General features: G+C 70.6%; 15 protein-coding genes and 1 pseudogene. 10 read left to right on the top strand and 6 right to left on the bottom strand.

What is annotated here, in order from left to right; genetic code table 11:
* From UWG_RS0100690 to UWG_RS0100680, 4 genes and pseudogenes are all read left to right on the top strand, one after another.
* A partial coding sequence (locus tag UWG_RS0100690) for a DUF2249 domain-containing protein (protein WP_106429896.1) occupies positions 1-696 on the top strand: 696 nt, incomplete at its 5' end.
* Positions 689-1,156: a hypothetical protein gene (locus UWG_RS0100685; RefSeq protein WP_016905277.1), complete on the top strand. Its 468-nt coding sequence runs from the start codon at positions 689-691 to the stop codon at positions 1,154-1,156. The genes UWG_RS0100690 and UWG_RS0100685, both read left to right, overlap by 8 nt.
* Positions 1,157-1,172: 16 nt before the next feature.
* Positions 1,173-1,406: pseudogene (locus UWG_RS33495) on the top strand (DUF6104 family protein); the annotation flags it as partial.
* Positions 1,403-2,113: a helix-turn-helix transcriptional regulator gene (locus tag UWG_RS0100680; protein ID WP_016905276.1), complete on the top strand. Its 711-nt coding sequence runs from the start codon at positions 1,403-1,405 to the stop codon at positions 2,111-2,113. The pseudogene UWG_RS33495 and the gene UWG_RS0100680, both read left to right, overlap by 4 nt.
* A gap of 161 nt (positions 2,114-2,274) precedes the next feature.
* Here UWG_RS0100680 and UWG_RS0100675 read toward each other — a convergent pair whose 3' ends face one another.
* Both UWG_RS0100675 and UWG_RS0100670 read right to left on the bottom strand, forming a co-directional pair.
* Positions 2,275-2,478 (bottom strand): DUF397 domain-containing protein, encoded by a 204-nt coding sequence (locus UWG_RS0100675; RefSeq protein ID WP_016905275.1) that lies wholly within the window; start codon positions 2,476-2,478, stop codon positions 2,275-2,277.
* Entirely contained in the window at positions 2,475-3,308 is an 834-nt protein-coding gene (locus UWG_RS0100670) for a helix-turn-helix domain-containing protein (protein ID WP_016905274.1), read from the bottom strand. Before UWG_RS0100670 ends, UWG_RS0100675 begins: the two co-directional genes overlap by 4 nt.
* Before the next feature lie 113 nt (positions 3,309-3,421).
* Between UWG_RS0100670 and UWG_RS0100665 the strand changes: the two genes are divergently transcribed.
* From UWG_RS0100665 to UWG_RS0100645, 5 genes are all read left to right on the top strand, one after another.
* Positions 3,422-3,631 (top strand): hypothetical protein, encoded by a 210-nt coding sequence (locus tag UWG_RS0100665; RefSeq protein WP_016905273.1) that lies wholly within the window; start codon positions 3,422-3,424, stop codon positions 3,629-3,631.
* Between the two features lie 347 nt (positions 3,632-3,978).
* Positions 3,979-5,025 carry an iron-siderophore ABC transporter substrate-binding protein gene (locus UWG_RS0100660; protein ID WP_029391055.1) on the top strand — a complete coding sequence of 349 codons (1,047 nt, stop codon included), beginning with the start codon at positions 3,979-3,981 and terminating at the stop codon, positions 5,023-5,025.
* Positions 5,022-6,068: a FecCD family ABC transporter permease gene (locus tag UWG_RS0100655; protein ID WP_016905271.1), complete on the top strand. Its 1,047-nt coding sequence runs from the start codon at positions 5,022-5,024 to the stop codon at positions 6,066-6,068. The genes UWG_RS0100660 and UWG_RS0100655 overlap by 4 nt, the downstream gene beginning before the upstream one ends.
* Positions 6,065-7,120, top strand: coding sequence for a FecCD family ABC transporter permease (locus tag UWG_RS0100650; protein WP_016905270.1), 1,056 nt, complete (start codon positions 6,065-6,067; stop codon positions 7,118-7,120). The genes UWG_RS0100655 and UWG_RS0100650 overlap by 4 nt, the downstream gene beginning before the upstream one ends.
* On the top strand, positions 7,117-7,953 hold the full coding sequence (locus tag UWG_RS0100645; RefSeq protein ID WP_016905269.1) for an ABC transporter ATP-binding protein: 837 nt from the start codon (positions 7,117-7,119) through the stop codon (positions 7,951-7,953). The genes UWG_RS0100650 and UWG_RS0100645 overlap by 4 nt, the downstream gene beginning before the upstream one ends.
* Positions 7,954-8,193: 240 nt before the next feature.
* Here the strand turns inward: UWG_RS0100645 and UWG_RS29255 are convergent, their stop codons facing one another.
* The 3 genes from UWG_RS29255 to UWG_RS0100630 form a co-directional block, all read right to left on the bottom strand.
* Positions 8,194-9,321 (bottom strand): hypothetical protein, encoded by a 1,128-nt coding sequence (locus tag UWG_RS29255; RefSeq protein WP_016905268.1) that lies wholly within the window; start codon positions 9,319-9,321, stop codon positions 8,194-8,196.
* Between the two features lie 38 nt (positions 9,322-9,359).
* Entirely contained in the window at positions 9,360-10,355 is a 996-nt protein-coding gene (locus UWG_RS0100635; protein WP_162130075.1) for a hypothetical protein, read from the bottom strand.
* A 261-nt stretch (positions 10,356-10,616) separates the two neighbouring features.
* A complete protein-coding gene (locus tag UWG_RS0100630) occupies positions 10,617-10,841 on the bottom strand; it encodes a hypothetical protein (protein ID WP_016905266.1) in 225 nt (74 codons plus the stop codon).
* A 149-nt stretch (positions 10,842-10,990) separates the two neighbouring features.
* Here UWG_RS0100630 and UWG_RS0100625 point away from each other — a divergent pair, with 149 nt between their 5' ends.
* A complete protein-coding gene (locus UWG_RS0100625; RefSeq protein WP_016905265.1) occupies positions 10,991-11,764 on the top strand; it encodes a GIDE domain-containing protein in 774 nt (257 codons plus the stop codon).
* 165 nt (positions 11,765-11,929) lie between these two features.
* On the opposite strand, the gene UWG_RS29250 is transcribed toward UWG_RS0100625, so the two are convergent.
* Positions 11,930-12,595, bottom strand: coding sequence for a TMEM175 family protein (locus tag UWG_RS29250; protein ID WP_016905264.1), 666 nt, complete (start codon positions 12,593-12,595; stop codon positions 11,930-11,932).
* Positions 12,596-12,667: the final 72 nt, after the last annotated feature.

Raw genomic sequence — 12,667 nt, 5'->3', positions numbered from 1 at the left:
CCTGCCGCAGAAGTGTTCATCCAGGCAACCGACACAGACCCGGACACGAGGGCCCAGGCCGTGATCGAGCGAACCCATGGGCAGCTGCTGGAGCGGATCGAAGCGGTCTCGGCGTCTGGTGGCGAGTCCGCCACGGGGCTCGCCGAGCATCTGCACCGTTACCTGGCGGCCACCGACCTGACGCTGTATGCGGCCGCGTCCGGCGCGGCCGAAACTCGGCTGATGGTCCGCGCGTTGCGCACCGGAGTCAAGACGATCGGTGAGCAGATCGATGCCCTGCACGCAGCGGCGAACGATTCGGCGCGCGCTGGAGCGATCCGCACACTCGCAGGAGGGCTCACGCTCCTTCTGAGCGCGGAGCGCGACGTCCTGCTTCCCGCTTTGCGGGCGCTGCCGGGCGTCGATCTGCCCGCGCTCACCGAGGACTTCACCACCGCTCTGAACGGCGGCCACCTGGAGGACTCGACCGTTGTCGACGTCCGCGAGATCCCGCACGGACGTCGTCACCCCCGCATCTTCACCCGGTTCGCCCGTCTCGCGGAGGGAGAGTGCTTCGTGCTCGTCAACAACCACGACCCCAAGCCCTTGCGTCGTGAGTTCGAAGCCACCCACCCCGGCAAGTTCACCTGGGAGTACGTCGAGTCGGGGCCCGAGCAGTGGCAGGTCCGCATCACGCGGGTGACCGACGGTGCCTGACGCCCGGCCGTACGAAAAGCCGGACGGGGCGGCGGGCGCTCGCCTCCTGTGCGACGTGCACGCCGCCGCGAGCACTCCCGAGGCGTCCGGCATCCTGTGGAAACTGGCCGAACCCGGCAGGCAACTCGATGCCAATCTGGTCCGACTGTCCGCGGGGGAGCACATCGGCACCCACGCCGAGCCCGACCTGGACGTCTTGATCCTCATCGTCACCGGCGGAGGCGTGATGCACACGCCCGAAGGGGAGTTGCCCCTCACGGGAGGGGCACTCACGTGGCTGCCGCACGGTTCGACACGGAGCATCACAGCAGGGCTCGACGGCCTGACCTATGTGACCGTGCACCGGCGTCGCCCGGGCATGCAGATCCGCCCCCACCCCGACTCGGCCCTGGCCTCGACGCCCACTCCCCCACAGGGGCACGGCTCGGGCCGCGAAGTGCACGCGAGGGAGGGGGAATGACAGTGATCGGCCAGGCCTCGAAGAGGTCCGGGCGAGTCGGGGTTCAGAGACCGTGGGCGTGGTCCGGCTCGCCGGCGAACCGCAGTACCTCGTCGACCTGGACCCGGATTCCGAGGTCCCCGTCGACCGCCTACGACCTCGCGGGCCGGACTCGATGACCTCGTTGACGAGTGACATCGAGGGCTACCTGCGTGATCAACGCCGTTTGACTCGTTTCTACTGCACACACTCGGTAAAATTGAACGAATGAGTGAGTCGACGTTGCATGATCCGACCGAGCCCGACACGGGCGCTGTGGGTGAGAGCCGGGGCCGTGTCCTCAACCTCCTGCGCTCCGCAGCCGACCCCGTCGGTGTGCGGGAGATCGCCGAGGAGACGGGGCTGCACTCCAACACGGTGCGCTTCCACCTGGACACACTCGTCGGCGAAGGTCTTGCCGAACGCAGCAGCGAAGCACTCGGCCGACCCGGCAGACCTCGCGCCGTGTACAGCGCCGTCGCCACCCGGACCACGGCGGATCGCCGTAGTTACCAACTGCTCGCCCACATGCTGACAGGCCTGGCGACCGAAACACTGGACCACCCGGCACAGTCCGCTTCCGCTACGGGCGAGGCGTGGGGCCGCTACCTCGCCGACACCCCGTCTCCCGCACAGCGCCTCACCGCCGAGGAGTCGATCAGCCGGCTGTCCCGGGTGCTCGATGACGCCGGCTTCGACCCCGGGCCCGTGGAGAGCGACTCCGCCCCCGTCATTCCGCTGCGCCACTGCCCGTTCCTGGAGCTTGCAGAGGAACACCGGGACATCGTCTGCTCCCTCCATCTCGGCCTTATGCGAGGCGCCCTGAAGGAAGTACGCGCGCCGCTCCGTGTCGATCGGCTGGAGCCATTTGCCGCTCCCTCCCTGTGCACGGCCCACCTAGCTCGCACAGAAGGCCGCCCGGTAAACGGCGCTGCATGAGCGCGCAGCACGCATGCCCATGGCTCGATACGCCTCCCGACACCATGATCAACCCTCTGCCGTGCAGGGGGTTTTCTTTTGCGCTTCCGCCGCCAACCATGCGGGAAGGTCCCGAAGACGCTCGCGGAACCCGCCCCGCGCCGCCCGTGACTGAGGCCCTGTCACAACTCCCTTGCGCGCACCTGCCCCACGAAGGCGCGCCAAGCGCCGGGCGGGACGAGGAGCGCGGCCCCGTCGGGGTCCTTGGAATCCCGGACAGCCACGTTGGGCGAACCGGCCGCCACCTCAAGGCAGTTGCCCCCGCCCTGGCCGCTGTAGCTGCTCTTGCACCAGCTCTTGGCCGGCAGATCTCTCGCGCTGGTCATGAGGAGAGTTCCTTTGCTCGTGCGGCGATCGCGTCGAGTGACGCCCGAGGGGAGAGAGCGTCCGCCCGCAGGAGATCATAAGCGTCCCGATACTCGGCAACCTCATTCGAGGCGGCCAGGACAAGGCCGCGGACCCGCCCCTCGGTGCACACCACGTCCGCGCCTTCGTCCATCCTCAACCCGACGAAAGGCCCGTCCATACTCGCGTGTGCGCCCACCCCGTACGGCACCACCTGCACGATGGTCCGCGGGTCCTCCGCCGCCCCGACGATCACGCTCAACTGCCGTGCCATGAGCTCCGATCCGCCGACGGCCCTGCGCAGCACGTTTTCGTCGAGCACGACCCACAGCCGGGCCCGGTCGTCCCGCTCCAGGATGTGCTGACGGGTCATGCGGGCCGCGACCAGCTCGTCCGTGTTGGGCAGGCGGGCGGCCGCGAAGAGTGCGCGGGCGTACTCCTCGGTCTGCAACAGGCCGGGCACCACCTGGTTCTCGAAGTTCCAGATCTCCCGCGCGTCCTTCTCCAGCTCAACGAACGGCCGGAACCAGTCCGGGTAGGCGTGCTGGAGCACGACGGGCCACAGGCGCCGGAAGGCACCGCCGGTGCCCAGCACTTCGTCACAGCGCCGCGCGAACTCCTCGGTCGGTACGCGCTGCGCCGACTCGATCCGCGAGACCAAGGAGTGCGTGCAGAACAGGCATTGGGCCAGCGTCGCCTGGGAGAGCCCCGCCTCCTCCCGCCTGATGCGCAGCTCCGTGCCGAAGTAGGCCAGCGTCGAGACCTGGGGGTTGCTCCTGAAATCCGTTGCTGCGTCCTTCTCAGCCGTCATCGTTCTCCGCTTCTTGACAGATGTCCCTGCACGCCGTTTCTGCTTCCCCAACTATGTCCGCAGAGCGACGCTGTGACCACAAGAAGTGAGAACCGCTCCGGAAAGGCGCTCCCATGACGACGACGCTCCGCAAGCTCCGCGAGGCGGACGACGTGTACCGGCGACTGCTTGTCGCACTCGCCGACGCGGACGTGCTGCTGCCCTCCCTCCGCGTCGACCTCTCCTCGTGCGCCGACGAACTCATCGCCCCGCTTCTCGATCTCGGCCGGTGCAACCTCCCCACCGCGGAGCGGCTCATCGCGGCGCTCACGAGCGACCGTTGAGCACGACGGGGCCCGGAACCCGATAGCGCCGATCACCCGGCCGAGTACGGACGAGCGCGCCGTTCGAGCACAGCCGACCCTTCCATCCGAAGACCGAGGTCACCGAACCCCTTTGTCAGTAGGAAAGTTGGCGCTTCCTGCGCACGGAGCCGCACGCACCACTGACCCGCTCCTCCCACTTCCGTCCCAACCGGCTGATTGCGACGCAGCCCCCCTTGACCTAAAGTACCAAGGCAAGCCTTACCTAACTGGTTTGCGCGAGTACGGTGCACAGCTCCACGACGGCATCCCGGGTCCCAGGCGTGCGAGGAGGGCACCCAGCCATCTCGAAAGTGGAGAACAAGTTGATACGTCCGCATCGCCTTCGCCTGCTCACCGCCGCCGTCGCCCTCGCGGGGCTCACCCTCGCCGGGTGCGGCAGCGGTTCCTCCGACTCCGAGGAGGAGAACAAGAACACGAAGGGCAGTTCGGAGTCCTTCCCCCTCACCGTCGAGCACGCCCTGGGGAAGACCACCCTTCCCGAGAAGCCCGAACGCGTCGCCACGGTGAACTGGGCCAACCATGAAGTGCCGCTCGCCCTCGGCGTCGTGCCGGTCGGCATGGCGGCGGCCAACTTCGGCGACGACGACGATGACGGCGTCCTGCCCTGGGTCGACGAGCGGCTGAAGGAACTCGACGCCGAGACGCCGGAGCTCTTCGACGAGACCGACGGCATCGACTTCGAGGCCGTCGCCGACACCGAGCCAGACGTGATCCTCGCCGCCTACTCCGGACTGACCGAGCAGGACTACAAGACGCTGAGCGAGATCGCGCCCGTAGTGGCGTACCCGGACGCGGCCTGGGCGACCCCGTGGCGCGACATCATCCGGCTCAACAGCAAGGCGATCGGCCTCGCGGAGAAGGGCGAGGAGCTGATCACCGACATCGAGAAGGACATCGACAAGACCGTCGCCAAGTACCCGCAGATCAAGGGGAAGTCGGCGATGTTCATGACGCACGTCGACACCAAGGACGTCAGCAAGGTCAGCTACTACACGACGCACGACACCCGGACGCAGTTCTTCGAGGACCTCGGGATGAAGACCCCGAAGAGCATCGCGAAGGCGTCCGAGGGAACGAAGAAGTTCGCGCTGACGCAGAGCGCCGAGCAGATCGACGCGTTCGACGACGTCGACATCGTCACCGGGTACGGCGACGGCAGCGGCAAGCTGCTGAAGACGCTCCAGAAGGACCCGCTGCTCTCCAAGATGCCGGCGATCGACCGCGGCTCGACCTACCTGCTGCCGAGCACCGAGCCGCTGGGGACCGCCGCCAACCCGACCCCGCTGTCGATCCCGTGGGTGCTCGACGACTACGTCGCCGCGCTCGCCAAGGCCGCGGACAAGGTCAAGTGACGGCAGTCGACACCCGGTCCGCGCCGGACGCCGCCGCGCTGCGGCGTCCGGCGCGGGCTCGCGTACTCTGGCTCCTCGCCGCGGTCCTGGTACTCGCCGCCGTCGTGGTGGCCTCGCTCGCCCTCGGCTCCCGGACCGTCGCCTGGTCCGACGTCTGGACGGCGCTCACGGGCGCGAGCGACGGGTCGTTGGAGCAGGCCGCTGCGACCAAGCGCATCCCCCGCACGCTCCTCGCGGTGACCGTCGGTGCCGCGCTCGGGCTGGCGGGCGGCGTGATGCAGGGCGTGACCCGCAACCCGCTCGCCGACCCCGGCATCCTCGGCGTCAACATGGGCGCCTCGCTCGCCGTCGTCTCGGCCGTCGCGTTCTTCGGACTCTCCTCCGCTACCGGCTACATCTGGGTGGCGATGGCGGGCGCCGCGGTCTCGGCCGCCTTCGTCTACACCGTCGGTTCGCTCGGGCGGGGCGGGGCGACGCCGCTGAAACTCGCCCTCGCGGGCGCCGCCACCTCGGCCGCTTTCACCTCGCTCGTCAGCGCGGTCATCCTGCCCAGGAACGACATCGCGGGGAGCTTCCGGCTCTGGCAGATCGGCGGGGTGAGCGGTGCGTCCTTCGACCGCCTCGGGCAGGTGCTGCCCTTCCTCCTCGCGGGCTGCGTCCTCAGCCTGCTCTCCGCGCGGACGCTCAACTCGCTCGCACTCGGCGACGAACTCGCCGCGGGGCTCGGCGAACGCGTCGCCCTCGCCAGGGCGGTCGCCGCGCTCGGGGCCGTCGTGCTGTGCGGCGCCGCGACGGCGGCCGCGGGGCCGATCGGCTTCGTGGGGCTCATCGTGCCGCACACCTGCCGGCTGCTCGTCGGGGTCGACCACCGCTGGCTGCTGCCGTTCTCCGCGCTGCTGGGCGCGGTGCTGCTGACGGTGGCCGACATCGTGGGGCGCCTCGTCGCCCGGCCCGCCGAGGTCGACGTGGGGATCGTCACCGCGCTGGTCGGCGGGCCCTTCTTCATCTACATCGTCCGCCGGCAGAAAGTGCGTGCCCTGTGAGCGTCCAAGTCCCCGGCCCCCCGGCCGCCACGGTCGAGGCCGTCCGCCGCGGACGCGTCAGGCGTGCCTCCCGGCGCCGTGCCGTGGTGCTGGTGCTCGCGCTCCTCGTCGTCGCCGCGTTCCTGCTGAGCCTGATGGCCGGGCAGTCCTTCCACCCGCTCGACGACGTGGTGCGGGTGGTCATGGGCGAGGAGGTGCCGGGGGCGTCCTTCACGGTGGGACGGCTGCGGCTGCCGCGTGCGGTCCTCGCCGTCGTGGCGGGGTTCAGCTTCGGCCTGGCGGGCGTCACCTTCCAGACGATGCTGCGGAACCCGCTCGCCAGCCCGGACGTCATCGGCATCTCCTCGGGCGCGAGCGCCGCCGCGGCCATCGCCCTGGTGACGCTTTCGCTGGGCGAGACGGCGGTCTCGGTCCTCGCCGTCGTCGCGGGACTCGCGGTCGCCCTGCTCGTCTACTCGCTGGCGTTCCGGAACGGGGTCGTCGGCACGCGCCTCATCCTCATCGGCATCGGCATCTCGGCGATGCTCGACAGCGTCACCTCCTACGTCCTCTCCCGTGCCGCCGAATGGGACCTCCAGGAGGCGATGCGCTGGCTGACCGGCAGCCTCAACGGAGCTGCCTGGGAGCACGTGGTGCCGGCCGCCGCCGCGCTCGTCCTCCTCGGCCCCGTCCTGCTGGCGCAGGGGCGCAACCTGTCCGCCATGCAGCTCGGCGACGACACCGCCTCCGCGCTCGGGGTCCGCGTCGAGCGCGGCCGCGTCACGGTGATCGTCGCGGCGGTCGGGCTGATCGCCTTCGCCACGGCGGCCGCCGGACCGGTCGCGTTCGTGGCGTTCCTCTCCGGGCCGATCGCGGCACGGATCGCAGGGCCAGGCAGGTCGCTGCTGGTGCCGGCCGGGCTCGTCGGGGCGCTGCTGGTGCTCGTCGCCGACTTCGTCGGGCAGTTCGCCTTCGACAGCCGCTACCCGGTCGGGGTCGTCACCGGCGTGCTCGGGGCGCCCTACCTCGTCTACCTGATCGTCCGCACCAACAGGGCCGGAGGCTCACTGTGACCACCTCGCACTCGCTCGCCGCCGAGCGCCTCAGCCTCGGCTACTCCGACCGGACCGTCATCGAGTCGCTCGACCTCGCCGTACCGGCGGGCCGGGTCACGGTGATCGTCGGCGCGAACGCCTGCGGCAAGTCGACGCTCCTGCGCGCGATGTCCCGGCTGCTCACGCCCCGCGAGGGCCGCGTCGTCCTGGACGGCAAGGAGGTGCACCGCCTGCCCGCGCGGCAACTCGCGCGCACCCTCGGCCTGTTGCCGCAGGCGCCGGTCGCACCCGAGGGGATCACCGTCGCCGATCTCGTCGGCCGCGGGCGCCATCCGCACCAGGGCATCCTGTCGCGCTGGAGCGACGAGGACGACACCGCCGTCGCCGCCGCGCTGGAGGCCACCGGCACGGTCGGGCTCGCGGACCGCTCCGTGGACGAACTGTCGGGGGGCCAGCGCCAGCGGGTCTGGATCGCGATGGCGCTCGCCCAGCAGACCGACCTGCTGCTGCTCGACGAGCCCACCACCTTCCTCGACGCCAGCCACCAGGTCGAGGTCCTCGACCTCCTCACCGACCTCAACAGCACGCGCGGCACCACCATCGTCATGGTCCTCCACGACCTCAACCTCGCCGCCCGGTACGCCGACCACCTCATCGCCCTGGCTGCCGGACGGCTCCACTCGGCCGGCGCCCCCGACACGGTGCTGACCACGGAGTTCGTCCGTACGGTCTTCGGCCTCGACAGCCACATCATCGAGGACCCCGTCTCGGGCAGGCCGCTGATGCTCCCCATCGGCCGCCATCACGTCCTGCCGGGGGTCGCCGCGACGGCGGAGGAGCCGCGCGTCTGAGCCCGGGCCGCGGCAAGTCCGCTTGTGCGGGGCGTGTTGGGCGGGTCGGCGGTCAACTCTTCATGATGCCGGTGGAGTTGGCCGCGTCAGGCGGGACGGGGAGGGTTTGCCGCCCCGTCGCTGACCTGCCGTTGCCTATGGCTCGGTACGGTCTCCCTACGCACATGCGGCGGCGGGACGTGACTCAACGGTCACGATCTGCCGCCGTTCGTCGTACGTGAGGGGCGGAGCAGGGAGGAGTCAGCGACTCCCGCCCGGCCGGGGCAGCTTCAGATTCAGCGGACCGCAGCCGAGGCGGTCGGCCTCCGCGGCGACGTAAGCAGGGAAGAGGGTACGTACGTATCCAGGGACCCGAGCCTCTTCCGCCTGTACGAGGAAGACCGTTTCGCCTCGCTGGCAAGTCACCTTCAGAACACCTGTGTTGGGACCGAGGCCGCCGTAGCCGGCATTGGAGCGCACTCGGTCGCCCTCGTGCAGCGCCATTCCCGAGAAGAGTCCGGCGAGCCTCGGGTCCTCGACGGTCATCATGCGCCGGTCCGGCTGCGGACCGTTGATGCCCCGGTCGCAGGTGCGCACCGGGCCGGGGCCTTTGGTGATCATGGGGCGGTCCTCCGGCCCGCGCTTTTTGCCCGAGGTCAGCCCCTTGATGCCGCACAGCGCGTTCGACTTCTCCGTGCGTGTGTAGCGCGCGGCCTCCGGCAGGCGTTCGACCGGATCGGCGATGGTGCCCTTGCAACCCAGCTCCACGCCGACCTTGTTGACGAGCTTGACGACCATGCGTGCCATCGCGTCCCGCTCCTCGGTGCGCGGCTCCGTGTCACCGACCGGGTTGCCCTGAGCCACGTCCACGACGGTCGGGCCGCGGAATTCGCCGGGGCGTCCCAAGCAGCCGTCCGGGAGGGCGAGCCAGGCACGGTTGTCCGACGCCATGCCCAGCAGGCCGCCGCCGAGCGGGGTGAGACGGGCGGAGAGGAACTCACCGATCCACTCGCTCCTGCCCTGGCCCCGGTTGTTCAGCCGGTGCACCCGAGCGGTGAGCGACCATTCGTCACCGTCGCTGTTGGTCAACTGGCATCTTCCGGCCGGGCCGTCGAAGGAGCGGTCGCCGTAAAGCACCGGTGCCTCGACCGCTTCGACGTTCTCCGGCTCGCGGAACGTCGAGGCGAGGTCATCGCGGGAGAGCGCGCCCCAGCACACCTCGTCCGGTGCGAACGGCCCGGCCTGCGTCTGCCAGGCCGTACCGCCGGCACCGAGCAGCACCCCGGCGAGGCTCGCGGCCAGCAGTGGCCGGACCCGGCCCCGCAGCAGTCGGCGCCAGTGCCACCAGCGTCGGCGCCGCCCGCCGGACGGCTCCTCCTCGGCAGGCAAGGGTTCTTCGTCTCGGTTCGGCTCATCCGCCGGGCTGCTCATCGGGCGGCCCCCTCGGGAGCGATGGGCGCGCAACCCAGGCGGTCCGCGACCGCGTTGGAGAAGGTGGCCAGATGACCGAGGTCGGTTGAGGAGTCCATCAGGAAGGTGGCCGGTCGGCCTGCGCAGTCCGCTCGCACGATTGCGTGCGTGCCTCGGACGCTGCCGGTGCCGCGCCAGCCGCGGGCCACCGGACGTTCGCCGACGATGCCGTCGAACATGGCGGCCAGCCGGGGCTGAGCGACCATCGCCAGGTTGAGGTACGACGCATGACCGCGCTCACCGGAGAGTGAGCAAGTGTGCAGGTCACGAGTGACCGCGCCGGTGCTTTCCTCGACCTTTTCCTCGTCGAGGCGCAGCCCGCGAATGCCGCACAGGTCTTCGGAGGCCGCGAAGTGGCGTTTGGACTCGCTCGGCTGGTCGTAGACCGGGGAGTCGGCCCGCAGCGGTTCGTCCGGCGCGCAACCGGCCGCCTCCATCCCGCGATTGGCCGCCGCGACGAGCAGGACCGCCACTTCGGACGTGCCGCCGAGGTCGGCCCCGGCACCGGAGCCGTCGGACAGCGTACCGGACGCCTCCATGGTGACCACGGTCGGCCGACCGTCCCGTGTGTCACAGGACTTCGGCAGTACCACCAGACCACCGCCCCCACCGACCGTGCCCGGCAGACCGTCCGGAAGCGCAGCCATGTCGGCGCGCAGATAATCGCTCTGAAGCCGGGAGAGCCGAGTCTTTGCCGCCTCCGGAACAGGGCCGTACTCGACGGTCACCCGCTGATCGGCGGGCACCTCGGTGCCGAAGGCTCTCTTGTGCCCGCCGGCGATCGTGAGCTCGCAACTACCGACCGGACGCTCGCGGGTGGGCGCCGTCTCCTCGCCGCTGCGCGAGCCGCCGTCCTCACCGAAGGCCGCGTCCCCGAGGATCTCCGGTCCGCTGTCCTCTTCCCAAGCGCCCCAGCAGTAACGGCCCTTCGGCCACGGCCAGGTGCCCGCCATCCACGTACCCAGACCGGTGCCCCCGACCGCGAGCACCAACGCGGATATCAGCAGCAGCCGCCCGGCCCTGGTAACCGGCAAAGCCCGACGCAACCGGCCCGGCGCCGGCGGCGCCTCCCCCGTCTCACTCAACCCGTGATCCCCTCCGGGGAGGGAGTGTACCTTCCGTCACGCGTCGGCAGCAGACTGCTGTCCCGCGTGCGAGGCAGTCCCCGAAAACGCCCCGGGAGTCCGCCCGTTCCACCTGTGCCCGGAGCCCTGTCATCCCGTGCCGGCGAGGAGTTCCCGGTACGCCTGGGAGATGTCCGCGAAGCGCACAGTGGTGATCTCTTCTCGCGTGGGCGTGCTGGAGTCTCCGTGGAGCTCGTCCAGACGCAGGTCGCGCAACGCACCGGACCTGCGGCACAGCTCACGGGCGAAGACGCCGCTGGGATCGCCGTCGGAGTGCAGACCCCGCGAAGGCGAGAAGACCGAGAAGGTGGTCAACCACTGGCCGTCTCACCGAGATCGGCACGCTTCGAGCCGCACCAGCCGTGCCCCGCAAAGGTCTCCCTTGCCCCCATCCCTCCCCCACCCGGGACGAAGACGCCGCGGATAGGGTCAGCAGCTCGGAAGAAAGCTTGGGGGGAAGTTCTGTGCTCTGGGTAGGACTCTTCGCCGTAGTGGTGGCCGTGGTCTGCGGGTACTTCGCGAAGCGGGCGAACGTGCGCACGGGGGCCCTGGAGAGGGTCGAGACGCTGGCGGTGAGGGACGTGAAGGCGCTGCACGAGGCCGCGGAGGAGGCGGCGGGTCCGGGCCACTTCCGGCAGCCGTGCGAGGTGGTCGGCTCCGCGCGGGCGCACAAAGACGGCGTGCTGCGCTCGGAGTTGAGCGAGGCGGAGTGCGTCTGGCACCGGCACCGGATCACCCGCAGATACGAGGAGACGTACCGCGACAGCAACGGCAACCGGCGTCGCAGGACCAGGAACGACGTGGTCTCCGACCACTCCAGCCCCACCGCCTTCTTCGTGGAGGACGCCACGGGCCGGATGGTCGTCCGCCCCGGTGACAAGCAGGTGGACCGCGCCGAGAAGATACTCGACACCTTCGAGCCGCACACCGGTCGCGGCAACCGGATCACCATCGGCCCCGTCTCCGTCGGCCTGGGCGGCGGCGGGACCATCGGCTTCCGGAAGGAGGAGTGGGTCGTCCGCCCCGGTGTCCGGCTCTTCGTGCACGGCGAGGCCGCCGATGCGAGCGGGCGGCTGTCCTTGGGCGAGCCCGCCGAGAGCGGCGTCTTCCTCATGTCGACCCGGACGCAGGCGGAGTTGGTCCGCAGTGGGAACCGCAAGGTGATGGGCTTCGGCATCGGCACGGGCGTGGCCGGGATCGCGGGAGCGGCGCTCGTCGTCCTGGGACTCGTCCTCTGACGACCCGACGAGCCGGCCAACCGGCCGCCTGGGCAGGCGTACTGAGGAGACGCCCGCCGAGTGGCCGACGCCGCTCCCCGACTCGACGCCGAGCCGGGCGATTCGGCGTCGGGCGGAACGAGTTGCCGACTCTTCCGGGAGGCCGCGCCGACGTCCCGGCGCGGATCACGTCCGCGCACGCGCCCGCCGCCGCGGAAGGAGGGTGCCCTCGCTGGTGACGAAGTAGAAGACCGGGAGCACGACGAACGCGGCGAGGGCGACCATCGGCGCCATCAGCGCGCCCGCGGCGCCGGCCGCCGAGTAGGCGAGGACGCCGACGACGGAACGGACGACGCCGTGGCGGACGTAGAGCGGCTCCACGGCGTCGTCGAGCAGTTCGGGATGGCTCCCGAGGTAGGCGTAGAAGATCGTCCAGGCGAGGCACATCAGGGCGGCGACGGCCGCGTAGACGACGGACGCCGTGCGCGCGTCGACGCCCGCCGGGTCCTCGCGCAGGGCGTCGGAGACGACCCCGGTGGGGAAGGCGAGGGACGCCGTGGTGAGGAGCAGCCCGAGGTTGGCGGCCTGCGCACCGCGGTCCATCGCGCGGATGCGGACGAACGCCTGGTGGTGGTTGAGCCAGATCACCGCGACGAAGCCGAAGGACGCGAGGTAGCCGAGGTAGGCGGGCCACTGCTCCAGGAGCGCCTCCCCGCCGCGGCGGTGCCGAGGGTCTCTGAGGTCGAGGACGAGGAGGGTGACGGCGATGGCGAAGACGCCGTCGCTGAATGTCTCGGCACGGTCGGTGTCGGAGCGCGCGTACTTCTCCGGCCTGCGGCGTTGTGCGGGCATACCGGTTCCGTTCCCGCGGCGGGGCTCGCGCGCGTGCCGGGGGCGCGGACACACCTCGTTCGGCCGCGGCGG

Origin of the sequence: Streptomyces xiaopingdaonensis, from assembly GCF_000262345.1 — a bacterium.
Taxonomy (GTDB): Bacteria; Actinomycetota; Actinomycetes; order Streptomycetales; family Streptomycetaceae; genus Streptomyces; species Streptomyces xiaopingdaonensis.
Note: the sequence above shows the minus strand (reverse complement) of the source record. Positions and strands in the feature narration are given on the sequence as shown.

Coding starts and splice junctions, on each gene's coding strand:
- UWG_RS0100680 (WP_016905276.1), top strand. CDS start 1,403: ATGAGTGAGTCGACGTTGCATGATCCGACCGAGCCCGACACGGGCGCT.
- UWG_RS0100675 (WP_016905275.1), bottom strand. CDS start 2,478: ATGACCAGCGCGAGAGATCTGCCGGCCAAGAGCTGGTGCAAGAGCAGC.
- UWG_RS0100670 (WP_016905274.1), bottom strand. CDS start 3,308: ATGACGGCTGAGAAGGACGCAGCAACGGATTTCAGGAGCAACCCCCAG.
- UWG_RS0100665 (WP_016905273.1), top strand. CDS start 3,422: ATGACGACGACGCTCCGCAAGCTCCGCGAGGCGGACGACGTGTACCGG.
- UWG_RS0100635 (WP_162130075.1), bottom strand. CDS start 10,355: ATGGCGGGCACCTGGCCGTGGCCGAAGGGCCGTTACTGCTGGGGCGCT.
- UWG_RS29250 (WP_016905264.1), bottom strand. CDS start 12,595: ATGCCCGCACAACGCCGCAGGCCGGAGAAGTACGCGCGCTCCGACACC.